Origin of the sequence: uncultured Gimesia sp. (assembly GCF_963972345.1) — a bacterium.
Classification (GTDB): Bacteria; Planctomycetota; Planctomycetia; order Planctomycetales; family Planctomycetaceae; genus Gimesia.
Genome location: NZ_CAXAVM010000028.1, coordinates 1 through 24,354, shown reverse-complemented (window position 1 = coordinate 24,354; position 24,354 = coordinate 1). Strand labels below are relative to the sequence as shown.

Sequence of the window (24,354 nt, the reverse complement as noted above, 5' to 3'; positions counted from 1 at the left end):
GAATCATGCAGGAAATTGGAATTCTGGGAGCAGGGTTAATCGGTGCCAGCTGGGCGACATTCTTTGCAGCGCAGGGACTGCCGGTCCGTATCTACGATGTGAATGACCATGTCAAGCAGCAGGCGCTGGATCAGTCAGTCAAGAATCTACAGCGTCTGGCTGATCTGGAGCTTCTCACTCAGCAGGCTGCAGCAACTGCGCAGGGGAATCTGAAATCTGTCGACTCGCTGGCGGAATTGCTCCTCGATGTGGAATATGTACAGGAATCCGTGATCGAAGATTATGAAATCAAAGCAGACGTGTACCGGGAGTTCGAGCAACACGCACCGGACACAGCGATTCTGGGCAGCAGTTCATCGGGACTCTTGATGACACGGATGCAGTCCGTGATGCAGCATCCCGGACGGGCATTAATCGCGCATCCCTTCAATCCGCCTCACCTGATCCCGCTGGTGGAACTGGTTCCCGGTGATCAGACTGCGGTTGCGACACTGCAAACCGTCAAAGAATTTTTTCTGAAACTGGGCAAACATCCCGTGGTCTTAAACAGGGAAGTGCCCGGTCACATTGCCAATCGACTGGCGGCTGCAGTCTGGAGGGAATCACTGGCATTACTGGATGCGGGAGTAGCCAGTGTGGAAGATATTGACGCCGCACTCTGCCAGGGTCCGGGTCTGCGGTGGGCGCTGATGGGGCAGCATCTGATTTACGAACTCGGCGGGGGCACAGGTGGCTATCAGAAATTTATTGACACAATCGGAGCTTCTTTTGAAGCATACTGGGAAGATATGGAGCACTGGACGCGCATCCCTGAGTCCGCAAAGCAGAAGGCCGTTTCCGGTACGCAGTCTTATTTGAATCAGAAAAGCCCGGGCGAATGGGCTGCCTGGAGAGATGAGAAACTGGCCCGCATTCAACAGATCTTACGTGAGGAAAAGTGATGTCTGCACCTCGAACTGCCCTGATTACTGGAGCTGCCAGTGGTATCGGCGCTGAGATTGCGCAAACTCTGTTTCATGAAGGTTATCATGTGGTGATTGCTGACCGGAATGAACCCGATTACCTTGCAAACCTCAGCGCAAGTGATCGGCGAATAAGGTTTATCTCTACGGATCTCTCACAACAGGCTGACTGTCAGTCGCTGGTCGAACAATCGATCACTGAGTTTGGAGTGATTGACATTCTGGTCAATAATGCCGGTTTTCAGCACGTGGCACCATTGGAAGAGTTTCCCGAAGCCACATGGGACAACATGCTGCAGGTCATGCTGACCGCCCCGTTTCTGTTGACAAAATATGTCTTTCCGGGAATGAAGCAGCAGGGTTGGGGCCGCATCATTAATATGGGATCAATTCACTCGCAGGTGGCGTCGCTCAATAAAGCCGGTTATATCGCGGCAAAGCATGGTCTGGCAGGGCTGACAAAAACAACGGCTCTGGAAGGGGGGCCCTATCAGATCACCGCGAATCTCATTTGTCCAGCTTACGTAAGGACGCCTCTGGTGGAACGGCAGATCGCTGCGCAGGCAGAGACGCTGGGCATCAGTGTGGAGCAGGTCGAAAGCGAGGTTTTTCTCAAAGCCTCCGCGACGGGCAAAATGATCGAACCTGCTGAAGTGGCTGCGATGGTCTGCTTTCTATGCTCTGACCAGGCAAAATCAATTACCGGCGCCAGCTGGACCATCGATGGCGGTTGGACTGCACAATAAACCTGCTTATCGCGCGCTGTCAGTCACCTGGTTCTCTCGAAGTTGATGGAATACTTTACCAATACCGGACGTCCGACGATGCTGGTCCCCCACGGTCGCATTATGCATGAACTGTTTACCTGAACTCGACTGGAATCAGTGCTTCTCTCTGTCCTCACGGGATGGCTATGATTGATTTGTATCAGAGACTGCGGTCTAATTAAGATCTGGTGAAGTGACAGGTAATCGTTAACTTAAACTGATGCAAAAGATTTTTTGACCTGCATTAGTTGCTCCCGGGAACGAGGCTGCTCCGTGGCAAAGATTCTGGTCATCGCTCTATCTGTGTTGGTAATTCTGCCAGCGGTACTCACCGCAGAGAACACCATTGGGAAACCTAACATTGTGTTAATTATGGCGGATGATTTAGGGTATGGAGACTTGAGCTGTTATGGGAGTCAGAATGGTAAAACACCCCATCTGGATCAGCTTGCTGCCAGGGGAATGCGTTTCACCGACTTTCATTCAAGTGGAGCAGTCTGCAGTCCCACGCGGGCCGGTTTATTGACCGGGCGCTATCAGCAGAGAGCGGGCATTGATGGCGTGGTCTATGCGGATCCCCGGAAGAACCGACATCATGGACTTCAGAAAAATGAGATCACGCTGGCGCAATGCCTGCAGGATGCGGGGTATCAGACGGGCATGTTTGGTAAATGGCATCTGGGTTATCAAAGGCAGTACAATCCGACGTTTCGCGGTTTTCAGCACTTTGTGGGTTATGTGAGCGGCAATGTCGACTACTTCGCTCATCTGGATGGAACAGGAGTGTTTGACTGGTGGCATAATGCCGAGTTGAACCGTGCAGAGCAGGGCTACGTAACTCATTTGATCAATGACCATGCGGTCAATTTTATCCGTCAGCAGCGAGAGAAACCTTTTTTTGTTTATATCGCGCATGAAGCCGTGCATTCTCCCTACCAGGGACCCGGGGATCAACCGATGCGAAAAGAGGGGGTGGGGGATATCAAATCTGCCCGACGAAAAGATATCGCCAATGCCTACCGTGAGATGAATACGGAAATGGATAAAGGCATTGGTCAGGTCGTCAACGTCCTGAAAGAACTGAACCTGACGGAGAATACATTCCTGTTCTTTCTATCCGATAATGGTGCGAATAAAAATGGTTCGAATGGAATACTGCGTGGTTTCAAAGGGAGCCTCTGGGAAGGCGGGCATCGTGTGCCAGCCATCGCTTGCTGGCCCGGTCAGATTCCCGCAGGAACCGTTTGTGATGAAACCGTCATCAGTATCGATCTGATGCCCACGATTCTGGAATTGTCGGACGCGAAAGTCCCCGCTGGTCATAAACTGGATGGTGTCAGTCTGGTCGCCCTGTTAAAGCAACAGCAATCATTAACGCCTCGACAGATCTTCTGGGAATACAATGGTAAATCTGCGGTGAGACAGGGACCCTGGAAACTGATCATGAATCAGACTCGTCAGGAACCGGTCGAGTTGTACGATCTCAGTCGAGATATGACAGAATCAGAAAATCTGAGTGAATTGCAGCCCCGCCGTGTTCAGCAAATGCAGTCTGCACTCGCTGACTGGAAAACAGAAGTGCAGCAGACGGCAACACCTCAACCTGAAAAATAAACTTTAAACTGCTGGCAGGAGAACCAAAGATGCTTCGTCTCACGATCTTGTTCCTATTATTGTTTCCGCTGTCTCTGCTGACTGCGGAAGCAGCCCCGGATTCTTTACAGGCGGGAGCGGCAAAATATGATATCACCCCGCGGAAATTCCCTGTATCAATGACCGGCAGTTTCCAGGATCGCCAGGCACAGTCTGCACATGATCCCCTGCATGCCCGGGCGCTGGTTTTGAAGAGTGGTGATGTCAGTGTTGCGTTTGTGGTTTGTGATATCTGTCTGATTTCACGCGAGATCTTTGACGCCGCCAAGCAGATGGCATCCAGTAAAACGGGCATCCCCACTAGCCAGATGCTGACTTCTGCTACTCACACGCATACCGCGCCGACTTCCGTCCCCCTGGCACAGTGTCAACCCAGTCCGGAATACGTGCAGTTTCTCACGGAAGGAATCGCGCAGTCCATCATTAACGCCCATGCCCGGTTAGAGCCGGCACAGATCGCCTGGGGAGTCACAGAGGAACCCGCTGAAGTGAACAACAGGCGATGGTATGTCAAAGAGGGAGGAATCCTGCCTAATCCCTTTGGGAAGCTGACTGACAAAGTCCGGATGAATCCGCCCCGGGGGAGTGATATTCTGATCAAGCCGGCTGGCCCCATTGACCCGGCGGTTTCCTTTCTGTCGGTTCAGACTGAGGATGGAAAGCCCCTGGCGTTGCTGGCTAATTATTCTTTACATTATGTGGGAGGAATTCCGCCCAATCAGCTCTCGGCAGATTATTTTGGAGAATACTGCCGGCAGATCAAAAAACGGCTGGGAGGTGATGAGACTTTTGTGGGCATCATGTCTAATGGCACGAGTGGAGATATCAACAATTATAATTTCAAGGAACCTCGCCCGCGTGCGGCCGCCTTTGAACGGGTCATTGAAGTGGCATCCGTGATAGCAGATAAAACTTATGAAGCTATGAAATCATTGAAGTATCAGCGACAGGCAGAAATCGTCATGCAGGAACGGACTCTGGATCTGGGAATTCGCAAGCCGGACCAGGACGAACTGGCGTATGCGAAGAAACTGTTAGCCGAAGCGAAAGACCCCGACCGTTTAACCACGAACGAAGTGTATGCCCGGGAAACGGTCAAAATTGACAAGGGGCCCGAAACCGTCAATATCAAACTGCAGGCACTGCGGATCGGTAAACTGGGAATCGTTGCGATACCCTGTGAAGTCTTTGCGGAAATTGGTCTGGAGATAAAACAGAAAAGCCCGCTGAAACCAACATTTGTGATCGCCCTGGCAAACGGCTATAACGGATATCTGCCTACTCCGGAACAACATGTATTGCAGGGTTATGAAACCTGGAGATCGGGTTGGAGTTATCTGGAAGCAGATGCTTCAAATAAGATCAATCAACAGATATTTCAGATGTTGAACCAGATTTCAGACTGATACCCATGATTCAATCATCCATAACGAAACACCGAGGTCAAAATATGAAAAAACAGATTGCGATCATCTGTGTGGCATGTCTGGTTCTGTTTCAGTTTAATCAGGCCGGTTGTACTTCCGAGCCGAATCAATTAACGGAACAGGAGCAACAGCAGGGTTTCAAGCTCTTGTTCAATGGCAAGGATCTGACAGGTTGGCAGCATGATGGAAACTGGAAAGTCGAAGACGGCGTCATCACCCGTTCCGGTAAAGGGGGAAGCCTGACATATCAATCACAGCGAGTGCCCGACAACTTTGAATTAAAGTTTGAATGGAAGGTGGCGGCAGGAAGTAACAGCGGCGTGTATTACCGTCCCGGGCAATATGAATATCAGATTCTGGACAATAAGCAGCATGCAGATGGCAAGAATCCCCGTACGAGTGCCGCTTCGATCTATTTTTGCCTGCCACCTTCGCATGATGCGACGCGTCCTGTGGGTGAATGGAATACAGGACGCATCGTCTGTCAGGGGACCGTGATTCAACACTGGTTGAACGGGGAAAAAGTCATCGACCTGGATTACACCGACCCACGCTATGCCTGGCAGGTAGAACTGCTGGCCAATCGGGGAGGGAACCTGTCTGATCGTGACGCGAACCTGTCTCTGCAGGATCATGGTGATCCGGTCTGGTATCGTGGTCTGAAGATGCGGGAGATTCCTGATACAGAGAAACTCAAACGCAGTGATGTGAAGCCGGCGGAAATTTCGGATGCGGCGCTGGCAGCGGAGCAACGCAAGCTGCAGCGGATTATGGAAAATCGTGCCCGGCAGCAACAGAAAAAATAGTCAACAGTTCGCAGGTTTCAATCGAACGAGATGATGTAATGCTAACATCTGACGTTCCGTCGCTCTTGAAAGGATGACAAATTTCATGTTCTGGAAGCGTTTGAGTGTGATCTGTTTATTCTTGATGATGTCTAACCGGTTACTGCCCGCGGCAGAACCGGTTCAGGTGATTTTTGATACGGATATCTCGGGAGACGTCGATGACGTTCTGGCACTGGCGATGTTACATACGCTGGCAGATCGAGGGGAATGCAATCTGCGGGCGGTGACCATTTCCAAAATCAATCCGCTGACAGGTCCGTTCACTGATGCCACGAATACCTTTTACGGACGGGGCGATATTCCCATTGGAGTCACCCGCGATGCCCAGAAACGTGAGAGTCGCTATTTGAAGCTGATCCAGGAAAAGCAGGGAGACCAGAGTCGTTATCCCCATGATATCAATTCGAATCAACAACTTCCGGATGCAGTTTCGCTATTGAGGAAAACGCTGGCTGCTTCTGCAGATGGTTCGATCGTCATTATTCAAGTAGGCCTGGCGGCAAATCTGGCGGATCTGGTAGAGTCGAAAGCAGATGGGTTCAGCCCGCTTTCCGGTTCTGAATTGATCAGACGAAAAGTCAAACTGGTCTCCGTGATGGCAGGTGCGTTTGAACCCATTGAGGGAAACACACATTTCCTCGAAGCCAACGTGCGAAACGGAATTCAATCCATGCAGCGATTTGTCCGCCAGTGGCCTCTGAGTACTCCGGTAGTCTGGAGTGGTTATGAAGTCGGAATTGCCGTCCGCTATCCGCGTGAGAGTATTGCCAGGGATTTTAACTATATGAAACATCACATCGTACGGGAAGCTTACCTGCTGCACAGTGGACCAGAGCACGACCGTCCCAGTTGGGATTTAACGAGTGTGTTATATGCAGTTCGTCCACACGATGGGTATTTTGATCTGTCCGAACCTGGAAAAGTGACGGTCGACGACGATGGGTTTTTGAGTTTCCATCCAGAAAAACAGGGACGGGATCGCTATCTGAAAATGAATCCCCTGCAGGCAGTACAGGTGAAAGAGGCTTTAAGAAGTCTGGTCAGTCAGCCCCCGGTCAAGCGGAACCTTCGATAATCGCAGGAGGCAGGAATTCATTCTTTACTGCATCGAATTTCGACTGACTTCCTCCAGTAATGTGTCGATGGAGTTACACATTTCCCGTTTGAGTGCATGCAGACTGTTTTGCATTTCTTTGAGTTGATCGAATCGATTATGAGAATTGACGGGGGGAGCGCTCTGGTCTTTTATTTCAGGGGGATCAGGCTGAAATGGTGTTTCTGCAGGCTGGTCTGTATCAACCTCTTCGAGCACCATCGGAGCAGCGTTTCTTAATTTTGAGACAAGTAAATCCGTGTCGATCGGTTTAATCAGTAGATCTCTAAATCCCAATGCCAGTGCTTCGCGTGTCAATTGCTTCATTTTGGGTGAAGAGGTGCCATGCTCTTTGGTCACCATGAGGTAAAAATTCAGAGGTGGAATGACGCCTTCATCATTGAACCGTTCGATTCTGGCAGCGGCCCTGTATAGTTCAAGGGCATTCATTGTCGGAAGAAACAGACTGGTCAGGACGGCATCGATCGAGAAATCGGTCTTCAGGATCAGAAGCGCCTCTTCACCGCTTTCGGCAGAGACGGTCTCAAAATGATGACGTCCCAGCTTCTGGTTCAGGCTCTGGCGGATGAATCCGATTTCGTCGACAATCAGTATTTTCATGGTTGTGTCCTGATGCGAATTAAAGAATCGATCATGATCGCTATCTGATGAGAGAAGTTCCCATAATCTTGTATCGCCCTCTGGAAAAAAAATAAAAATGGGGGAAATTACCCAATTCTTGGTACTGTTTTCACCTCAATGTTGAATGAAGCACTAAGTTTAGGTAGAAAGGGGTGAATGAGGTAAATAGGATAATCTTGTTGTCTATTGTAAAACAGTGATACAGGAAGGATGACTGGACTGTCTCCCGTATTGCTGAAACGTCTCCAGGAGCATTGGTATCGCGTAATATTGAGTGAGAGCATCTATGGTGAAAAGCGATGTGTTCAAGTGCTTTGTCAAGCTGCAAATTGAGGGTTGGGGGTGTTGTTTACGTGCTCCGTTGTCGCACTCTCGTGATATCTATCAACCCAAATTTTAAAAATGACACTCCACTAGTCAGGACTGATCATACCAATTCCAAAACTTACTCGATCAAACCAGACTGTAACTCGAGATGTCTTTTTTGAACCGGTGGTTCAAAACAAATGATTTAAAGATAAAGCATCAACGAAAACTGTCCTCCGAATGCTTCTGTCCCGTTGAAAACTTATACTCGAAGTGACCTTCGTTTCTGTTCCACTGAATCCCCTCTTAGTGGATACAACCTGTTTGTACTACTGGTGTGTGTCCATCATTTCAGATAAATGAACTCCTGTTGACAATCAGTACAATTTGATCCCTCTGATGAAGCAGGAGAAGATCTGGTTGTTTCGCTGTCGTAAGAGATATTTCTATAGAAAAAATATAAACCGAATTGAAATCGGATAACTAGATAATAAAACATTTCCTGTTGAGTCGTATAAATGACTTTTGCAAATCATTGAATGAGATGCAGGAATCATTTCGTTTCAGATTGTATTTCACTTGAGGGGCCAATGAAGGAATTTAATGTTTACATCATCGACGATGATCCTGATGTCCTGGATTCGATTGCCTGTCTGTTGCGAACGTCCGGTTATACGGCGATACCTTTTAACAGTGTTTTCTCTTTTCTGGAATCCAGCGAACCTGATACGCCGGGGTGTGTGCTGATTGATCTGATCATGCCGGAAATTTCCGGCATTGAAGCGATGCAGTTATTTGAAAAAAGACAGCTTCGCTTTCCAGTGATTATGATGAGTGCCTACGGAAATATTGAAAAAGCAGTCTCTGCCGTCAAGCAGGGAGCCTGTGAATATCTGGAAAAACCATTTGCCCGAGAGAAGTGTCTGCAGGCAATTGAAACAGCACGCATTATCTGGAATCAGCGGACAGAGGAGACAGCCGACAATGGAATGCAGGTTCTGCAGTTGTATGATGGTCTTACTCGCAGGGAAAAACAGGTCTTTCACCTGATCGCAGAAGGCCATTCAGGTAAGCAGATCGCAAATTCCATGTCGATCAGTTATCGGACAATGGAAAAACATAAAGCGAATGTTCTGAATAAATTAGGGGCTTCCAGTACCACCGATATCGTTCATATTCTCTATAAGATCAAAGATATGCCCGGTTATCGAAAAAATGGATCTTCTGATTCTTCTCAATAGATTGAAAAGTACTGAAAATCGACCTTCCTCATACATTTCTCCGTTTCTGTAATTTCCTGATTTGATTCCCTGTATTCACTCTGAAATAGACAGACTTTCCGTGTCAGTCGGGCAATTCGCCTGACGTCGGGCTGAAAGTGACGTCTCCAGAGGCCTCTGGGTCTGTGTCAGCAGTGTGTGGGGCGCTATGTTAAGGCGGTGCCCTCCTTTGTCTGATTTCCGCCTGCAACTTTGGGGATCCTGATTTGAAGTACAGGAAGCGGTAATGGGGGGATTCCCCCATCGATTGAGGAGGTCAAACATGCCGATACAACACCAACTGATGTTATGAACAAGTAGTGGTCATGTTTGTGAACACGACCTTTATTCTTGAATTGAGTTCTAAAGACAAAGGGGTAAAACGGAAGAATCGCATTGTAGTTTTCACCGACAGATAAGGGCCGCGTATGAGTTCCATTCAAACTCGATATTTAAAAAATCACCTCGCAGAGCATCTGCTGAAATTCAGTATTGATGTGGTAGTCGTGATAACTGAAACCGGCAATATTGAGACAGCTGGCCCTTCCATTGAATCAGCCTGGGGATGGAGTACAGAGGAGATTTCTGAAGCGAATATTCGTGATCTGCTGACTGAAGCCTCCTGTGATGCATGCCGGCATTGTTTTTCGGAGTGTATCGTCTCTGGAAACGGTGCCGTTTGTGAGTTGGTCGTCAAGCATAAAGACAATACCTGCATTCCGTACGAGTTGACTCTCCATCAACTTGAAAAATCATATGAAGGCGTTCACTTCATCGGAATCTTCCGCGACATATCCGAGCGGTTTCGCTTTCTGAATCAGCAGACTGAATATCTGGAACGTCTCAAGCAGACGCGACGGGAACTGAAACGAAAAGAATTTGAACTCAAATCAGCACTCAATCTCGTTGAACAGGCTAACCAGGCTAAGAGTGAATTTCTCTCGAATATGAGTCATGAGATTCGTACACCGATGACGTCAATTGTCGGGTATTCCGAAGTATTGAAAGAGTCGACAAGTCTGCCAGAACATCATGCTCTGATCGATATCATCCAGAGAAATGGTGATCATCTTCTGCAGGTCATCAACGATATTCTGGATATTTCAAAAATGGAACTGGGTCAGTACGAACTCATCAAAGAAGATTGTTCTCCTGCAATATTACTGCAGGAAGTGATTGATGTTTATGAACCACAGGCAAACCTGAAGGGGTTGCAGTTACTGACACAAATTCAGGAGACGATTCCTGAAACAATTCAGACTGATCCAGGGCGGCTGAAACAGGTTCTGGGTAACCTGCTAAGCAATGCAGTCAAGTTTACAGACACCGGCCAGATTCGCATTGAAATCAGAGCGTTTACCCAGTCAAATTTCGAGTCACTTCTGCAGTTTAATGTGGCTGATACCGGTAAAGGAATATCACAGGGGAACCTGAAACATATTTTTGCGCCGTTCACTCAGGCCGATAATTCCGCATCGCGACAATATAGCGGTACGGGGCTGGGGCTGACGCTGAGTCAAAAACTGGTACAGTTGCTGGGAGGAAAATTAACTGTGCAATCGACTGTGAAACAGGGAAGCGTGTTCTCGGTTACCTTGAATGTCGGCAGGAAAATATCAGAGGGAACGGAGACAGACAGCCCGCTGGACCTTCGCGACAAAAAATGCCTTTCGCAAACCTCATCTGATTTCACAAAGGGAAAAATCTCAACCGGGATGAAAGGTAAAGTTTTGCTGGTTGATGATACACAGGAAATTCGCAGGCTCTTCAGCTATATGTTGTCAAAGATGGGACTGGATGTGACGACTGCCACGAATGGCAGGGAAGCAATTGAGGAAATCCATGAGGCTGAGGGACTGGGGACGCCATATGATCTGGTCCTGATGGACATGCAGATGCCCGTCATGGATGGTTATGAAGCGACCCGGTATCTGCGGAGCCAGAATTATCAGATTCCTGTGATTGCGATAACCGCTCATACACTGATTACTGATCGGGAGAAATGCATCGCGGCAGGTTGCAGCGACTATCTGGGGAAGCCAGTCAAATTTGAGTTCCTGTCAGACATGGTTTTCCGTTATCTGCCAGTGACACTGCGATTGCCCAAATACTCCTGAACCAGATTGAAATGGATCGTAATTTCGCAACAAATCACGGTTCAGACAGGCATGATTCAGTGAGCATTTTACTGAAAGAGATAGCCGAGGCGGGACTCGAACCCGCACGCCCTTTACGGACCCGGGATTTTAAGTCCCGTGCGTCTGCCATTCCGCCACTCGGCCATGTGCTTTAAGATTATATAGCGTATTAAGTTATGCAGTTCAACCCAGTTTACCAGGAAAAAAACATCAAAAAAGCCGTCTCACAGGATATCAGCGAGGCTGGATTTGCAATGAAACAGCTTTTATTAAAGGGTGATGATCGGTGACATTGATGTGGGCTCCCTTTGATTTTGAGGCAGTTTTTTACCAGCCAGGTGGCGCTTTCTCTCTCGCATCTGAAGAGAATTGAGGAATTTGCCAGGTTTGCTTTAGACTGCGCCCAGATTTACTGTCGCGTCTTCAGGGCGATGGGAGCCGAGTATTATAGATTGAGAGTCGCTCTGGTTATATGTGTGGCGCTCTAATATGTTTCGTCAGCCAGTCCCCGTGCGCGACGACGTCGACGACGACGATGCAGCCAGCGTTCGCCATCTTCGGCTTCAGCAAAGAAGGAACCGGAGAGCAGCCGATAGAAAAACAGGAGCACAAATGCGCCGCCTGTCGCTGCAATAAAGCCAAATGTGCTGATCGGAGTCACCCGGGCACCATCCCAGAAAAACATCAACGTACCACAGCCGACAACACTGCCGCCGATCCCCATTAACATCGTACTCACAGCACCACCAGGATCTTTTCCAGGCATAATGGCTTTCGCTGCCAGGCCGACCAAAGTGCCAAAACCTACCCAGACTAACATTTCGTTTACGGCTTCCTGGAGGATTCGGCTGGTATTGTCATCAAACATTATGACGGTCCTTCGTCGATAAATGCTTATCGAGATATGATTTACGGTGTTGAGTCGAGGGTGGTGTTTCGATAGCGGAGAGGAGCCTTTTATTACTCGCTTTTATCATTATCGTCAACCCCGGCCTGAAACTTGGGTAATGAACGAGCGATTTGATTTTTGATTAAAGTTTTGTAGAGTTAAAACAGTTTTCGAATCAATAGATCAGTTTGCAGGAACAGATATTTTCCCTGTGACGCGCCTGGGTAAATGAAATAATGAAACTAGTTGCTCCGATTTTTGTATTGTGTTCTTACATCGCTCTGGGTGTATTCACTTCCGTGACCCAAGGGGCAGAGTTTCAGAAAAAAATTCTGACTGAAAAGTATTTTGCAGATGGAATCGCGAGTGGCGATTTCAATCATGACGGGCAGCGCGATATTGTCGCTGGCCCTTACTGGTATGCAGGGCCCACTTTCGAGAAAAAGCAGAGTTTTTACGAACCGGTATCCTGGCCACCCGCTGACAGTCCCAGTAACTGCATGCTGGTGTTTGTATACGATTTCAATTCGGATGGCTGGGATGACATTCTGGTTCTGGGACGCGTGCATCTTCACGAAGCATACTGGTTCGAAAATCCACGAACGGAAAACGGAGAATGGAAAAAACATTTTGTGTTCGAACGCGTTCAGGGTGAATCACCGCTTCTGGTCGATGTGACCGGAGATCAAAAGCCCGAACTGATCTGTCACTGGGAGAATCACTGGGGCTGGCTGGCGCCTGACTGGAGTGCACCAGACAAGCCCTGGCGTTTTCATTCTGTAGGACCGCGTGGGGAATGGAATCGTTTCTATCATGGAACGGGAGCTGGAGATCTGAATGGAGATGGTGCAACAGACATCGTGATCAATGATGGCTGGTTTGAAAATCCAGCGCAGCGAGGAGTCGACTGGAAATTTCATTCATTCGCTTTTTCAAAAGATAAAGGTGGCGCTCAGATGCTGGTTTACGATGTAGACGGAGATGGTGACAACGATGTCATCTCCAGCGTCGATGCACATGGTTGGGGACTGGCCTGGTTTGAACAACAGCAGAAGGATGCGGAAATCACTTTTGCGAAGCATACAATCATGAGTGATCGCAGCGAACTGAAGCAGTATGGTGTGGCATTCACTCAGCCACATGCTCTTGCTCTGGCTGACATTGACGGCGATGGTTTGCAGGATGTAGTGACCGGTAAACGGCGTTGGGCTCATGGTCCGAACAGAGATATTGAACCCGCGGCAGCACCTGTGGTTTACTGGTTTCAAATGCAACGCAGCGAGGATGGTAAAGTCCACTATATTCCCCATCTGGTCGATGACTGGTCTGGCATTGGTGTGCAGATTGAAGCCTCCGATGTCAACCAGGATGGGAAGACTGATATTCTGACCGCCTCCAAACTGGGGACGTTTCTGTTTTTGAACACGGGAAAATAATCAGCCGCTGAGCCAGTCGTCCCGGTGGGCTTCAACAAACTCATCATCATTCAGATGTGGGTAAGCTGCATAGATGCGATCGATTTCTTCCAACTGACCGGGGCCCAGGGTTTCATGGGGATTCAGGCACCAGGTACCTTCCAGCAGGCCTTGACGACGCAACACTTCGTGGATGCCGGGAATACAGCCCTGAAAGCGATTGGCGACATCGAACAGTACGGCGTTGCAGTCTGTCACTTCTGTATTGCGATGAATCGTGGAGAGGGGAATATCCGAATTCGCTTCCGCGACCTGCCGGCATTCTTTGAGAATCTCCACAGCTTTACTGGTCCAGACAGCCCAGTGCCCGAGCAGCCCACCTGCGATCCGTCTTTCAAGCTGCCTTCCATTCGAGGTGAAGCGAAAGGGGGTGACCAGATCGAGCACGATGTTGTCATCGTTTCCTGTATATAATGCGATCTCGTCGCGTCCCGATTCCGCGACCGCGCGGATCACATCCAGGGTATGATAGCGATTGAAAGGGGCCAGCTTGATGGCAGCGACATTTTCGATTTCGCAGAAGCGACGCCAGAACGAGTAAGGCAGCAGACGTCCGCCGACATCGGGTTGCAGGTAGAAACCAAATACAGGGATGACTTCCGAGACGGCCTGGCAATGCTGGATCAGGGTTTCTTCGTCGGCGTTCTTCAGCGCGGACAGGCTGAGTAATCCAAAATGGTAACCGGCTTCACGGGCGATGGCTGCTTCGCTGGTTGCCTGTTGCGTATCTCCACAAATGCCGGCGACACGCAGCAGAAGTTGATCGCGCTGGTCATCGGCGCGGTTCATTTCTTCGGCTGCCAGTTCCAGGACAGGTTGATACAGGTCGATGCCGGGATCGCGAATTTCAAACTGTGTGGTATGGACGCCCACGGCCAGACCACCAACTCCGCTGGCGATATAGTAACGTGAGAGGGCTCTTTGTCGGCGTTCGTCCAGTTTTCGAGATGCATTCAATGCAAGCGGGTGAGCGGGGATCGCGGTTCCCAGCTGTAGTGTGTTTGTGATTTGGGAAGAGTTCACGATAATAGATTCCTGTATCATCAAGCGTTCAAGCCAGGCAGGCCGGGGTTAAAATTTGCCGCTGCGCGATTCAAAATGCGTGGGCTTACCCAGCAGGGGACGTTCATTTCGGATCCAGTCAGCAGTCCAGTCGAAGATCTGTTCGATCTCCACCAGGGGGGCTCCGTATCGTTTGTGAGCGAATTGCCCATTATTGAGCAAGGCATCTTCGGCTGGTATTCCAGTGAATTGAGGAGTTTTATTGAACCGTGTTCCAAACGCTTCGCAGATGTCACGAACTTTAAGAATTTGCGGACCGGAAACATTCAGGTAAGTCGGTGGGGAAGCGGCATCGGGCATGGAACAGACCGTGATGGCATTCGCGTCTCCCTGCCAGATGACATTCACATAACCCATGGAGAGATCGATGGGCTGCTCGTGATAGACCTGTAATGCCAGATCGACGAGTACTCCGTATCGACATTCTGTCGCATAATTCAAGCGAATGATGGTCATGGGAATATTCAGCGTACGGCTGAAGTGTTCGAACATCCGTTCGCGTCCCAGGCAGCTCATGGCGTATTCACCCACCGGATTGGGCTTGTCGGTTTCAACGGATCCCTGACTGGTTGCCGGGACGAGACCATAGATATTGCCGGTAGAGAATGCAGTGATGCGGCTGTTTTGATATTTATTGCAGACCAGCGCAGGCAGGTAGGTGTTCATGGCCCAGGTAAGAGATTCGTTGCCTGTCGCCCCAAATTTCATCCCCGCCATATAGATGACATGGGGGACGTCAGGCAGGCTGTTGATAAACGTATTGTCGAGCAGATCTCCCTTGATGGTTTCAATTCCCAGGTCTTCGAGTGGCTGCCTGCTGGTTTCATCAGAGAAGCGGCTGACGCCAATCACCCGTCGACTGATGCCAGCTGCTTCATCGCCGCGGAGAATCATGCGGGCCAGTGTCGGTCCCATTTTACCGGCAATGCCGAGAAGGATTATGTCTCCGGAAGTCTGCTGGAGTGTCTGAATCACCTGGGGAGTGGGGCGGCTTAACAATTCGTCGAGTTGTTCGACCTGATTGATTGTTTCTGGAAATTCGGTAGTCATGATATGTCTGAAACTGTCAGTCTTCAAATTGGAAAATGCGAGGATAGTTACTTCTCACCGCATTATGGCAGGTTCAGGATCGAATTGGAAATCAACGTTAAGTTATTCCCGGGGTAGCTCGCAGGCCAGGAGTTGATCCCAGTCGGGCAGGTCGGCTGAATTTTGTGAGAAATAACTGGCGACGACTTCGCCCCGGTCAAGTATCAAAGCGGCGCCCAGTTGTTGTACGTCTTTACCCGGTATGCCCGGAAGATAACCAGAGAGAATGGTCGTTTTAAAGCCAGACCACCAGACAGCGGGCCCCACAGTCTCAGCCAGGCTGCCTCGTTTAACCTGAAACAGTTCATACAGTTTACGATCCGGGTCGCTGAAGCTGTAAACGTTTGATAGCTCATAGCGGGCCAGTAATCTGGCTGCTTCTTTTTCGTTCATCATATGCACGACAGCCAGTTGCAGATGACGTTCCACCAGTTGGGCAGATAGCGATTTCAACTGGTCGAGAACCTGGCGACAGAACGGGCAGCCACCATGTCTGAGAAAGACGACCAGTACGGGTGAGCTATCCGATAGTTCTGTGAGCGTTTTTCCCTGGCTGGAAGAAAAGCGGGAAAGGGCCTCCCGCAACGGGGCGGAGTTCATGAGAGTCTTTCAGTTTGAGAGTCAAAGTTGTGATCAGACCGACGCAGGAGATCAGTTCTGAGGTCATTCCGTCTCTATCGAGTTTACCACAAAGCGTCCGGATGTTCTTTGTGGAAGTTGGTGATTTCCTGAACGGTTTCCTCAATCGTTTCGAGATCGGAATAGAACATGGCGGTGGGGTCGATCTGTTTTTCTTCCAGAAAATCGATTTCCGCCTTCATTTGAGGGATCGCAGCGATCCGTGGCAAGACGACCAGCCAGAGCAGACCGACGCCCGCCAGCAGGATCAGGAACTGAGCCCATTGTTGTCGGGAGCGCGATCTGACGGCCGCCTGGTCTTCTGATTTGAACTTGAGGGACGAATGACTCACAGGATGTTACAGACTGTATGAGAGCTTAAAATAGTTCGTGAATGACTTCACCATGGTCTATGGCGGCAACTGGTCTACCTGAGTGATCAAGGAAATACGTTTCAGGATCCATACCCAGTACCCGATAGATGGTATGATGAATATGCCCGGGGCGTACCGGTCGATCGGCCGGAGCTTCTCCCAGTCGATTCGTGGCTCCGATGATGCGTCCGCCTTTAACGCCTCCGCCACCCATCAGGCAGAACATCGCGTTCCCCCAGTGGTCGCGGCCCGGCGTTCCCATGCTGAGGGGAGGCCCCCCGTTACCGCCGTTATTCATGCGCGGCGTACGACTGAATTCGCCACACAGTACGACGAGAACTTTTTCACTTAAACCTCGCTGAGCCAGGTCTTCAAACAGGGCACTGACTGCCTGATCGACGCGGGGCAGGTAACTGTCCATGCCGCTCTGCAGGTCCCAGTGGTGATCCCAGCCGCCAAAATGGACGGTGACAAAGGTAGTTCCTGCCTCGACCAGGCGACGTGCCAGCAAAACGCTTTGCCCCCAGGTGTGGCGACCATATTTTTCTCTCAGTGCATTGTCTTCGGAATTCAGATCGAACGCCTTTCGGGCTTTTTCACCGGTGACCATTTCGTAGGCTTTCTGATCCAGTCGATCCATGGAGCTCAGCATGCCTGACTGATCCACTTCGCGACGCAACTGGTCAAAGCTTTGCAGGAGACTCTTTCGATCCTTCAGGCGATCAATCGACAGTCCGGTGGTGGGATTGAGGTTCGTGACTTGAAAATTCGGGCTGTTGGGATCAGAGTCCGTCTCAAACGGATCATGCTGAACGCCGAGAAAGTTTCCACCAAAGTAACCCGGTCGTAAACCGATGCTGGAAGCATAGGGGACGGAAACATATGCGGGCATGTTGGGATCACGCGGGCCAAGGACCTTGGTCGCCATGGACGAGATTGACGGATTTCGACCGGCAGTGCTGCCACCATTAACGTCACCGCGACCGGTAAGCATCCAGTGACCGCCGGTAAAATGATCGCCGGTATCATGGTGCAATGAGCGGACCAGCGAAAATTTGTCTGCACATTTTGCCTGCAGCGGAAACATTTCGGTGATGTCCATGCCAGGCACGTTGGTAGATATCGGATTCCAGATGCCCTTGTATTCACTGGGGGCTTCGGGCTTCAGGTCGTAAAGATCCATGTGGCTGGGGCCCCCATCCAGCCAGAGTAGAATGACGGAGGTATCTTTCTTCTCCACACCCGCCTGTTCGGACATTGATTTCGCATGCAGAATCTGTGACAGGCTGGCGGAGCCCATCCCGGCAATCCCTGCCTGTAGAAAATGGCGTCTGCTGATGCCATCACAGTACTTCCCTGATTTACCAAATTCAACGCGGAACATATTTGCGATCCTTAGCGCGAAATAAAAATAAGAGTTCACTTATGCGTGTATTTTATTGATGGCGATCTGGTTTCGTCAATAAGGAACCGCACTGATTTATTCTGAATACGTAGCCTGTGAGTCAGTCAGCTTAAGGAGATTTTTCTGCTTTCAGTTTGGCAGCCCGGTAGATGACACCGTTGATTTCGCCGCCGATCATCAGGATTGCTCCTGTCAGATAGAGCCAGGCCAGTAGCACAATGAAGCCCCCGATGGTGCCATAGGTCTCGTTGTAGTGGGCAAAATTCTCGACATAAAGACGAAAACCCTGCAACATCAGGATCCAACTGGTGACAACAAAGATGCTGCCGGGAGTAAAAATCTTCCAGGGTAACTTAATACTGGGAACGGCCGAGTAAATTACCGACGTGGAAATCAGCATGAAACCACAAGCCACGGACCAGCGGACGCCAGCCGAAAATAAGAGGTTTATCCACGTGGAATGAAGATTTGTGACCAGCAGACTGGCGATTTCTGGACCCACCACCAGCAGGATGGAAGCGGTGAGCAGCAGGATCAATACACCAAATGTGAGCAGCAATGCCAGCCCGCCTGACCGCAGAAAAGAACGGCGATGTTCGACTTCAAATACGGAATCCAGTCCCTCTTCCATGGTAATAAAGAGACGGGTTCCCCCCCAGGCGAGCAGAAATACGCCCCCACCGATCAGGCTGAGTGTGGTTTTCTGCTGTATATCTTCAATCTGAGCAAACAGCAGACTTGAGACATTGCTGGGTAACCCCTGGTTGATGGCGTTCTCTACACTCAGGATGACGCCTCGAATCGGTAATTGTGCCAGACAACCAATTATAACAATCAGCAGTGGAAATAAAGTGAATATGGAGTAGTAGGCAAATTGCGCGCTATGGGCACTGAGGTGATGCTTGTCGTAGCCTTTCAGCGTTTGAATCATCAAGTCCCAGAGTGTCAGCCCGCCAAATTTCCACATGGCGCGGAACCCAATTTTTCCCAGCTGTATCTGTTCCCGTTCTGACATGTCAGTCCGATCTTATATGTTGTGGTTTAATACTTTACGGTGATCTAAGTGTTACAGCAGCAGTGAAAGCAAATTCCTTATAATTGATATAATCATTAAAGGTTAACATTTTGAAATGACGATGACAGAGATAAGGGGAGCTTACATCTCAAGTTTACTCTCATCGAAATGAATTACACCTCTTATCTGAAAAACAGAGATTAATCGGATTTTCAAAATGAATTCGTTGCTCAAATTGACTGCGGGAATTGTACTTTGTCTGCCACTGACCGGCTGTGCGAGCCCTGGATATTACGACCCTGCCACTGGCATGATCTGCAGTGGTCCGATGTACGGCCCCACAGATTTCATGGATGATATCAAATGCAAGCTTTCTAAACACCGTGCCAAGCGGATGATGAAGCATTGTTGTAATCCCTGTTCGCCCTGTGATCCCTGCAACACCTGCGATCCTTGCGGCGGAGGCGGATTTGGCAGCACGCTTCCCGGCATGATGACTTCGGGCACTTTCAGCTACGGCGGAGATGATGGCTCGATGGAGTCTTACCCTTCGCCGAATTATGCTCCTCAGTCCAGTTGTCCCACTTGTGGGCCACAAGGTTACCAGGGGCAACAAACTTACGAGACTCCGCAAACCTATGAAGGCGAATACATGCAGGAGTCTGCACCACACGAAGTCGCTCCGCATACAGGACCTGCTACCGTCGTTCCCCAGAAAATCTCTCCGGTCCCTGAACATGGATCAAAAGGAGTGTTAGGTAAACCGGCGCCGGCTCCCGCTGCAGAAGAGCCCATGTCCTCGGTTCCTCCTGCTCTGTTACATACACCGACGATGATCCCAGGGTCCGCTCAACCGCGACAGGGAGCAAGACCTGTGCAGTGGGTACCCGCGCAGGTTCATTAGACTGCCACGCGAATTAAAAATTCAGGTCAGCAGATAGTGAGTGTTGGGCATCCCCATATTTCCAAGACGAAGACGGGTTTGTTCAGAAAGGTCCAGACGGAGTGATTCAACCTGATCGAGTCTATCAAAGGTATCTCAGGTTGCGAAGGCTGTATTCCAGTCGAATGCAGATTTGCCTGACCTGTATTCTTTTTTGTCTGTTCACAACAGATGCCGAAGCCACGATCTACGAAGTCGGTCCTGGAAAGAAATATTCCCTGGTTGAGAAAGTTCCCTGGGAAAGCCTGGTTGCCGGGGATGAAGTCCAGATCCACTGGCGGCCTCAACCTTACCATACCAAATGGGTTCTCTGTCGCCGCGGTACGAAAGACAAGCCGATCGTGATCAAAGGCATTCCCTCAGAAAAAGGGGAACTGCCCGTGATTGACGGACGCCGGGCAATGACGCGTCCGCAGTTACGATTCTGGGGAGAACAGCGAGGCATTATTAAAATTGGAGGTGCCCGCGATCCGGAAGATACCATGCCCGCCTACATCGTGATTGAAAATCTCGACATTCGCAGTGCGCGGCCTTCCTTTTTCTATTTCAGTTCAGAAGGACTGCAGAAATACTTTCAGAATGCAGCTGCCATTTTTGTTGAAAAAGGGGAGCATATTACGATTCGAAACTGCTACCTGCATGACTGCGGCAATGGATTATTCGTAGCGTATGACACGAAAGATCTGCTGGTGGAAAACTGTTCGATCTACCATAACGGGATTGCCGACAGTTATTACGAACATAATGTCTACACCGAAGCCGCGGGAATCACTTTTCAGGGCAACTACCTGGGACCGCTCAGGAAAAACTGTCTGGGGAATAACCTCAAAGACCGGTCTGCAGGGCTGGTGGTACGATACAACTGGATTGAAAGTGGTAACCGCCAGTTGGACCTCGTGGATTCCGAAGGCGGCGATACGATTCGCTTTGATCCACGCTATCGCAGTGCGTACGTGTATGGGAATGTGCTGGTTAAACTGGAAGAAGATTCCAACAGCCAGATGATTCATTATGGCGGCGACAGTGGTGATGAAAGTGCTTACCGAAAAGGAACGCTGTTCCTGTACAACAACACGCTGGTTTCACGACGCGCGTCGACAACACTGGTCAGGCTTTCTACGAACAGTGAGCATCTGGAGTGTCGCAATAATATTTTATATACCACGCATGCGGGCAGCAGCTTCGCGATTCTGGACGAGAAGGGAACGGCGAGTCTCAGCTATAACTGGATCAAACCGGGTTGGAAAGCCGCGCATTCCAGCAGTTACGGAAATGTGAAATCAGAAGCAGAAGTCCATTCCGGTGATGATCCCGGTTTTCAGGATGAAGCAAAAAATCTCTTCTTTCTGACGGCTAAATCAGCGTGTCTCAACAAAGCTGGTCTGCTGCCCGTGGCAATTCAAAACAACTTTCCCGTACTTCAGCAGTTCAAAGGTCCGCGTGGAATTGAAAAACGCCCCGCAGCATCTCTGAAGGACCTGGGGGCGCTGGAAAGAGAATCGGAAGAATAGCTACCCTTCTGATCAGGCGGAACCATACCGGGCGGCGACTTCGACCAGTGTTTTCACCATGCAGCCGGTCCCGCCGCCTTCGCGATGCGGAGCATTGGCAGCAGCAAACGCAGGTCCGGCGATATCCAGGTGCACCCAGGGAGTTTCGCTGACGAAATTCTCCAGAAACTTGGCTGCGGTAATCGCACCACCCCAGCGGGTTCCCACATTCTTCAGGTCGGCGACATCGCTTTTCAGCTGCTCGGCAAACTGCGGGAACATGGGCATTTCCCAGACATCTTCACCACTGGCCTGTGCCGCATCCTGAACTGCTTTGGACCAGTCGGCGTTGTTTGCGAAAACACCCGTCACTTCTTCACCCAGAGCGACCACACAGGCGCCTGTCAAAGTTGCCAGATCAATCAGGTTGGAAGCACCACGATCGACTGCCAGCGCGAGGACATCTGCCAGAACCAGTCGCCCTTCTGCATCCGTATTAAGGACTTCGATTGTCTTGCCGTTGCGGGCTGTCAGGACATCGCCCAGCTTATAGGACGAACCGTTGATCATGTTTTCGACCAGCCCCATGTAGCCGATGACATTTACAGGCAGCTTGAGCTGGGCGATCGCATGCATGGCCCCCAGAACCGCAGCGGCACCTCCCATGTCACATTTCATGGTTTTCATGCCGTCACTCGGTTTCAGGGACAGTCCACCACTGTCGAAGGTGACCCCTTTGCCCACCAGGGCCAGTGTCGGTGCAGATGCATCTGCGCCTTGATATTTCAAAATGGCCAGACGGGGGGGCTGATCGCTGCCCTGGGCGACGGCCAGCATGGAGCCCATCTTCTCCTGTTTAAGCTGCTTTTCATCAAGGATTTCAGCTTCCAGACCTGTAGACTTCGCGACTTCCACCACGCGGTCAGCAAAACTGACAGGGAAAATATCCCCCGCATGGCGGTTTACCATTTCCCTGGCGAGGTTGATTGATTCCCCCAGAATTCTACCCCGATCTACAGCCTGCTGACTGGCGGCTGTATCACCGGTGCCAGCAATGGTGATAGTCTGAAAGGGAGAATGGGCTGCTTCTGCGCGATACAGGTCCTGCCCGACCGCACCGACGATCATTGAGGTACTGGCAACTGTGGCGAGCTGCTCAGCCGAGAGTACACTATTATCGACTTCGGGCAGGGCAACGATGATATTGGTTTTGGGTTTACTGGAAATCGAACGGGCGGCAGTTGTCATCGCTTTTTCCAGCGAAGCCAGGCTGAGGCTCTCTGCTGTCCCCAGGCCGACCAGCAGAATGCGCGGCGTTTTGATTTCGGTGATGCCCAGCAGTGTGGTAGTTGTACCTGCTTTGCCGGTGAAGTCTTCACTTTCGATCAGACGGGAAATCAGACCGCCTAATGTCTGATCCAGTTCTGTTATGGAGTTGTTAAGCGGAGCCGATTCGACCAGCGCCAGAACCAGCCAGTCAGCAGTGAGAGAGGAGAGTGATTCATTCGTAAATTGCGTAGACATCGGTTCGATCAGTCCCTTTATTGTTGAAAATCATCAGATTAAGATAAGTTGTTCCACAGATTGTTTGTTCCACAGTTTAGCAGATCAGGATTAAAAACCAAATGAGAGACATCAGGATCGCTGCCGTCCAGTTTGAACACCGTAATGGAGACAAGGCATATAACCTGCAGCGGATTCGTGAACTCTCTCAACAGGCGGTTGCCCAGGGAGCGGAAATCGTCAGTTTCCATGAGTGTTGTATCCCTGCTTACACGTTTGTGCAATCATTTTCGAAAGAAGAACTGCTGGAACTGGCAGAACGGGTTTCCGATGGTCCGAGTACTCAGGAACTGATGAAGATTTCCCAGGAAGTGGGAGTGCCGATACTGGCGGGACTGTTCGAGGTCGATCAGGGGGAAGTCTATAACAGCTATGTCTGTGTGGATGGCGGTGAACTGGTTGCCCGCTTTCGCAAGCTGCATGCGTTTGTGAATTCGCATCTGGCATCGGGCAGCGAGTATGTGGTTTTCGATCTGCGGGGCTGCCGCTGTGGCATTTTGATCTGCTACGACAATAACCTGGTTGAGAATGTGCGGATGACAACGATGCTGGGGGCTGAAATCATTTTCATGCCTCACGTGACCTGCTGTCTGCCCTCTGTGATGCCCGGACGAGGACTGGTCGATCCTGCACTCTGGCAGAATCGAGATCGTGATCCGGTCCGGTTGCGACAAGAGTTTCAGGGACCGAAAGGGAAAGGCTGGCTGATGAAGTGGCTCCCTGCGCGAGCCTACGACAATGGCATTTATGCCATCTTCACGAATCCGGTCGGCATGGATGATCGGGAGGTCAAACCGGGACTTTCGATGATTGTGGATCCGTTTGGAGAAATCATCGCCGAATGTACCAGGCTGGGAGATGACATCGCCATCGCATTGTGTACAGACGAAAAACTGCATCAGGCCGGCGGACGCCGCTACATACGTGCTCGACGACCGAACCTGTATGGAAAACTGGTCGAACCACCGGCAGAGCCGCCGGTCACAGCGCCTGGCTGGGAACTGAAACCGTCCAGTTGAGTCAGTCAGTCTGTTTTCAAAGCGGGGTCAGCAAAACCGGCTTCCTGAAACCCCTTGATCCGCAGCTGACAGGAATCACAGTGGCCACAAGGCGTGCCATCGGGCAGGGGATCGTAGCAGCTGTGTGTCAGTCCATAGTCGACACCAAGTTCCATGCCGGTTCTGATAATATCCGCTTTCGTCAGCGAAATGAGGGGAGTGTGAATTTTCCAGTGACCGGAATGTTCCACACCGGTTTTGGTCGCCAGTGATGCGACCGTCTGGAACGCACTGATAAACTCGGGGCGACAGTCAGGGTAACCGCTGTAATCGACGGC

At 50.3% G+C, this 24,354-nt stretch carries 22 protein-coding genes and 1 tRNA gene; 12 read left to right on the top strand and 11 right to left on the bottom strand.

Annotation, left to right across the window (positions count from 1 at the left end):
• Positions 1–5: 5 nt before the first annotated feature.
• The 6 genes from AACZ40_RS07095 to AACZ40_RS07070 all read left to right on the top strand — a co-directional run bounded on the left by AACZ40_RS07095 (position 6) and on the right by AACZ40_RS07070 (position 6,732).
• Positions 6–941, top strand: a complete 936-nt coding sequence (locus tag AACZ40_RS07095; RefSeq protein WP_291170744.1) for a 3-hydroxyacyl-CoA dehydrogenase NAD-binding domain-containing protein — start codon at positions 6–8, stop codon at positions 939–941.
• Positions 941–1,708 (top strand): 3-hydroxybutyrate dehydrogenase, encoded by a 768-nt coding sequence (locus AACZ40_RS07090; protein ID WP_291170746.1) that lies wholly within the window; start codon positions 941–943, stop codon positions 1,706–1,708. The genes AACZ40_RS07095 and AACZ40_RS07090 overlap by 1 nt, the downstream gene beginning before the upstream one ends.
• A gap of 294 nt (positions 1,709–2,002) precedes the next feature.
• On the top strand, positions 2,003–3,343 hold the full coding sequence (locus AACZ40_RS07085; protein ID WP_339673731.1) for a sulfatase-like hydrolase/transferase: 1,341 nt from the start codon (positions 2,003–2,005) through the stop codon (positions 3,341–3,343).
• Positions 3,344–3,372: 29 nt separating this feature from the next.
• Positions 3,373–4,788 (top strand): neutral/alkaline non-lysosomal ceramidase N-terminal domain-containing protein, encoded by a 1,416-nt coding sequence (locus AACZ40_RS07080; RefSeq protein ID WP_291170748.1) that lies wholly within the window; start codon positions 3,373–3,375, stop codon positions 4,786–4,788.
• A 44-nt stretch (positions 4,789–4,832) separates the two neighbouring features.
• Positions 4,833–5,615 carry a DUF1080 domain-containing protein gene (locus AACZ40_RS07075; protein ID WP_291170751.1) on the top strand — a complete coding sequence of 261 codons (783 nt, stop codon included), beginning with the start codon at positions 4,833–4,835 and terminating at the stop codon, positions 5,613–5,615.
• A gap of 85 nt (positions 5,616–5,700) precedes the next feature.
• Positions 5,701–6,732 carry a nucleoside hydrolase gene (locus AACZ40_RS07070; protein ID WP_291170753.1) on the top strand — a complete coding sequence of 344 codons (1,032 nt, stop codon included), beginning with the start codon at positions 5,701–5,703 and terminating at the stop codon, positions 6,730–6,732.
• 24 nt (positions 6,733–6,756) lie between these two features.
• Here the strand turns inward: AACZ40_RS07070 and AACZ40_RS07065 are convergent, their stop codons facing one another.
• Positions 6,757–7,371: a response regulator gene (locus AACZ40_RS07065; protein WP_291170754.1), complete on the bottom strand. Its 615-nt coding sequence runs from the start codon at positions 7,369–7,371 to the stop codon at positions 6,757–6,759.
• Between the two features lie 917 nt (positions 7,372–8,288).
• Between AACZ40_RS07065 and AACZ40_RS07060 the strand changes: the two genes are divergently transcribed.
• Both AACZ40_RS07060 and AACZ40_RS07055 read left to right on the top strand, forming a co-directional pair.
• A complete protein-coding gene (locus AACZ40_RS07060; RefSeq protein WP_291170756.1) occupies positions 8,289–8,939 on the top strand; it encodes a response regulator in 651 nt (216 codons plus the stop codon).
• Positions 8,940–9,385: 446 nt separating this feature from the next.
• Positions 9,386–11,074, top strand: coding sequence for a PAS domain-containing hybrid sensor histidine kinase/response regulator (locus tag AACZ40_RS07055; protein ID WP_291170758.1), 1,689 nt, complete (start codon positions 9,386–9,388; stop codon positions 11,072–11,074).
• Positions 11,075–11,155: 81 nt separating this feature from the next.
• On the opposite strand, the gene AACZ40_RS07050 is transcribed toward AACZ40_RS07055, so the two are convergent.
• Together AACZ40_RS07050 and AACZ40_RS07045 are read right to left on the bottom strand one after the other, a co-directional pair.
• A tRNA-Leu gene (locus AACZ40_RS07050) sits at positions 11,156–11,239 on the bottom strand.
• A gap of 340 nt (positions 11,240–11,579) precedes the next feature.
• On the bottom strand, positions 11,580–11,915 hold the full coding sequence (locus tag AACZ40_RS07045; protein WP_339673728.1) for a GlsB/YeaQ/YmgE family stress response membrane protein: 336 nt from the start codon (positions 11,913–11,915) through the stop codon (positions 11,580–11,582).
• Positions 11,916–12,220: 305 nt separating this feature from the next.
• On the opposite strand from AACZ40_RS07045, the gene AACZ40_RS07040 reads away from it, so the two are divergent.
• A complete protein-coding gene (locus tag AACZ40_RS07040; protein WP_291170762.1) occupies positions 12,221–13,420 on the top strand; it encodes a VCBS repeat-containing protein in 1,200 nt (399 codons plus the stop codon).
• Here AACZ40_RS07040 and AACZ40_RS07035 read toward each other — a convergent pair whose 3' ends face one another.
• From AACZ40_RS07035 to AACZ40_RS07010, 6 genes are all read right to left on the bottom strand, one after another.
• On the bottom strand, positions 13,421–14,482 hold the full coding sequence (locus tag AACZ40_RS07035) for a dihydrodipicolinate synthase family protein (protein ID WP_291170763.1): 1,062 nt from the start codon (positions 14,480–14,482) through the stop codon (positions 13,421–13,423).
• A gap of 48 nt (positions 14,483–14,530) precedes the next feature.
• The gene (locus AACZ40_RS07030) at positions 14,531–15,571 is read right to left on the bottom strand and encodes an NAD-dependent epimerase/dehydratase family protein (RefSeq protein WP_291170765.1); all 1,041 of its coding nucleotides are present in this window, start codon (positions 15,569–15,571) and stop codon (positions 14,531–14,533) included.
• Positions 15,572–15,673: 102 nt separating this feature from the next.
• On the bottom strand, positions 15,674–16,210 hold the full coding sequence (locus AACZ40_RS07025; protein WP_291170766.1) for a SelL-related redox protein: 537 nt from the start codon (positions 16,208–16,210) through the stop codon (positions 15,674–15,676).
• A gap of 83 nt (positions 16,211–16,293) precedes the next feature.
• Complete coding sequence (locus tag AACZ40_RS07020; protein WP_291170768.1) at positions 16,294–16,581, bottom strand: hypothetical protein; 288 nt, start codon at positions 16,579–16,581, stop codon at positions 16,294–16,296.
• 25 nt (positions 16,582–16,606) lie between these two features.
• On the bottom strand, positions 16,607–17,986 hold the full coding sequence (locus tag AACZ40_RS07015; RefSeq protein WP_291170770.1) for a DUF1501 domain-containing protein: 1,380 nt from the start codon (positions 17,984–17,986) through the stop codon (positions 16,607–16,609).
• A gap of 130 nt (positions 17,987–18,116) precedes the next feature.
• Positions 18,117–19,022 carry a YihY/virulence factor BrkB family protein gene (locus AACZ40_RS07010; protein WP_291170772.1) on the bottom strand — a complete coding sequence of 302 codons (906 nt, stop codon included), beginning with the start codon at positions 19,020–19,022 and terminating at the stop codon, positions 18,117–18,119.
• 217 nt (positions 19,023–19,239) lie between these two features.
• Here AACZ40_RS07010 and AACZ40_RS07005 point away from each other — a divergent pair, with 217 nt between their 5' ends.
• Both AACZ40_RS07005 and AACZ40_RS07000 read left to right on the top strand, forming a co-directional pair.
• Positions 19,240–19,926, top strand: coding sequence for a hypothetical protein (locus tag AACZ40_RS07005; RefSeq protein WP_291170774.1), 687 nt, complete (start codon positions 19,240–19,242; stop codon positions 19,924–19,926).
• A gap of 164 nt (positions 19,927–20,090) precedes the next feature.
• Complete coding sequence (locus AACZ40_RS07000) at positions 20,091–21,476, top strand: right-handed parallel beta-helix repeat-containing protein (protein ID WP_291170776.1); 1,386 nt, start codon at positions 20,091–20,093, stop codon at positions 21,474–21,476.
• A 12-nt stretch (positions 21,477–21,488) separates the two neighbouring features.
• On the opposite strand, the gene AACZ40_RS06995 is transcribed toward AACZ40_RS07000, so the two are convergent.
• Entirely contained in the window at positions 21,489–22,979 is a 1,491-nt protein-coding gene (locus AACZ40_RS06995) for a leucyl aminopeptidase (RefSeq protein ID WP_291170778.1), read from the bottom strand.
• Between the two features lie 101 nt (positions 22,980–23,080).
• Here AACZ40_RS06995 and AACZ40_RS06990 point away from each other — a divergent pair, with 101 nt between their 5' ends.
• A complete protein-coding gene (locus AACZ40_RS06990) occupies positions 23,081–24,037 on the top strand; it encodes a nitrilase family protein (protein ID WP_291170780.1) in 957 nt (318 codons plus the stop codon).
• A gap of 5 nt (positions 24,038–24,042) precedes the next feature.
• On the opposite strand, the gene AACZ40_RS06985 is transcribed toward AACZ40_RS06990, so the two are convergent.
• On the bottom strand, positions 24,043–24,354 hold a 312-nt coding region (locus AACZ40_RS06985; protein ID WP_339673723.1), incomplete at its 5' end, for a 7-cyano-7-deazaguanine synthase.

Excerpts from the sequence above, each read along its gene's own strand:
- AACZ40_RS07070 (WP_291170753.1), top strand. The coding sequence starts at position 5,701 with ATGTTCTGGAAGCGTTTGAGTGTGATCTGTTTATTCTTGATGATGTCT.
- AACZ40_RS07015 (WP_291170770.1), bottom strand. The coding sequence starts at position 17,986 with ATGTTCCGCGTTGAATTTGGTAAATCAGGGAAGTACTGTGATGGCATC.
- AACZ40_RS06995 (WP_291170778.1), bottom strand. The coding sequence starts at position 22,979 with ATGTCTACGCAATTTACGAATGAATCACTCTCCTCTCTCACTGCTGAC.
- AACZ40_RS07030 (WP_291170765.1), bottom strand. The coding sequence starts at position 15,571 with ATGACTACCGAATTTCCAGAAACAATCAATCAGGTCGAACAACTCGAC.
- AACZ40_RS07005 (WP_291170774.1), top strand. The coding sequence starts at position 19,240 with ATGAATTCGTTGCTCAAATTGACTGCGGGAATTGTACTTTGTCTGCCA.
- AACZ40_RS07080 (WP_291170748.1), top strand. The coding sequence starts at position 3,373 with ATGCTTCGTCTCACGATCTTGTTCCTATTATTGTTTCCGCTGTCTCTG.
- AACZ40_RS07025 (WP_291170766.1), bottom strand. The coding sequence starts at position 16,210 with ATGAACTCCGCCCCGTTGCGGGAGGCCCTTTCCCGCTTTTCTTCCAGC.
- AACZ40_RS07000 (WP_291170776.1), top strand. The coding sequence starts at position 20,091 with ATGCAGATTTGCCTGACCTGTATTCTTTTTTGTCTGTTCACAACAGAT.
- AACZ40_RS07045 (WP_339673728.1), bottom strand. The coding sequence starts at position 11,915 with ATGTTAGTCTGGGTAGGTTTTGGCACTTTGGTCGGCCTGGCAGCGAAA.
- AACZ40_RS07010 (WP_291170772.1), bottom strand. The coding sequence starts at position 19,022 with ATGTCAGAACGGGAACAGATACAGCTGGGAAAAATTGGGTTCCGCGCC.
- AACZ40_RS07065 (WP_291170754.1), bottom strand. The coding sequence starts at position 7,371 with ATGAAAATACTGATTGTCGACGAAATCGGATTCATCCGCCAGAGCCTG.
- AACZ40_RS07055 (WP_291170758.1), top strand. The coding sequence starts at position 9,386 with ATGAGTTCCATTCAAACTCGATATTTAAAAAATCACCTCGCAGAGCAT.
- AACZ40_RS07090 (WP_291170746.1), top strand. The coding sequence starts at position 941 with ATGTCTGCACCTCGAACTGCCCTGATTACTGGAGCTGCCAGTGGTATC.
- AACZ40_RS07060 (WP_291170756.1), top strand. The coding sequence starts at position 8,289 with ATGAAGGAATTTAATGTTTACATCATCGACGATGATCCTGATGTCCTG.
- AACZ40_RS07040 (WP_291170762.1), top strand. The coding sequence starts at position 12,221 with ATGAAACTAGTTGCTCCGATTTTTGTATTGTGTTCTTACATCGCTCTG.
- AACZ40_RS07095 (WP_291170744.1), top strand. The coding sequence starts at position 6 with ATGCAGGAAATTGGAATTCTGGGAGCAGGGTTAATCGGTGCCAGCTGG.
- AACZ40_RS06990 (WP_291170780.1), top strand. The coding sequence starts at position 23,081 with ATGAGAGACATCAGGATCGCTGCCGTCCAGTTTGAACACCGTAATGGA.
- AACZ40_RS07075 (WP_291170751.1), top strand. The coding sequence starts at position 4,833 with ATGAAAAAACAGATTGCGATCATCTGTGTGGCATGTCTGGTTCTGTTT.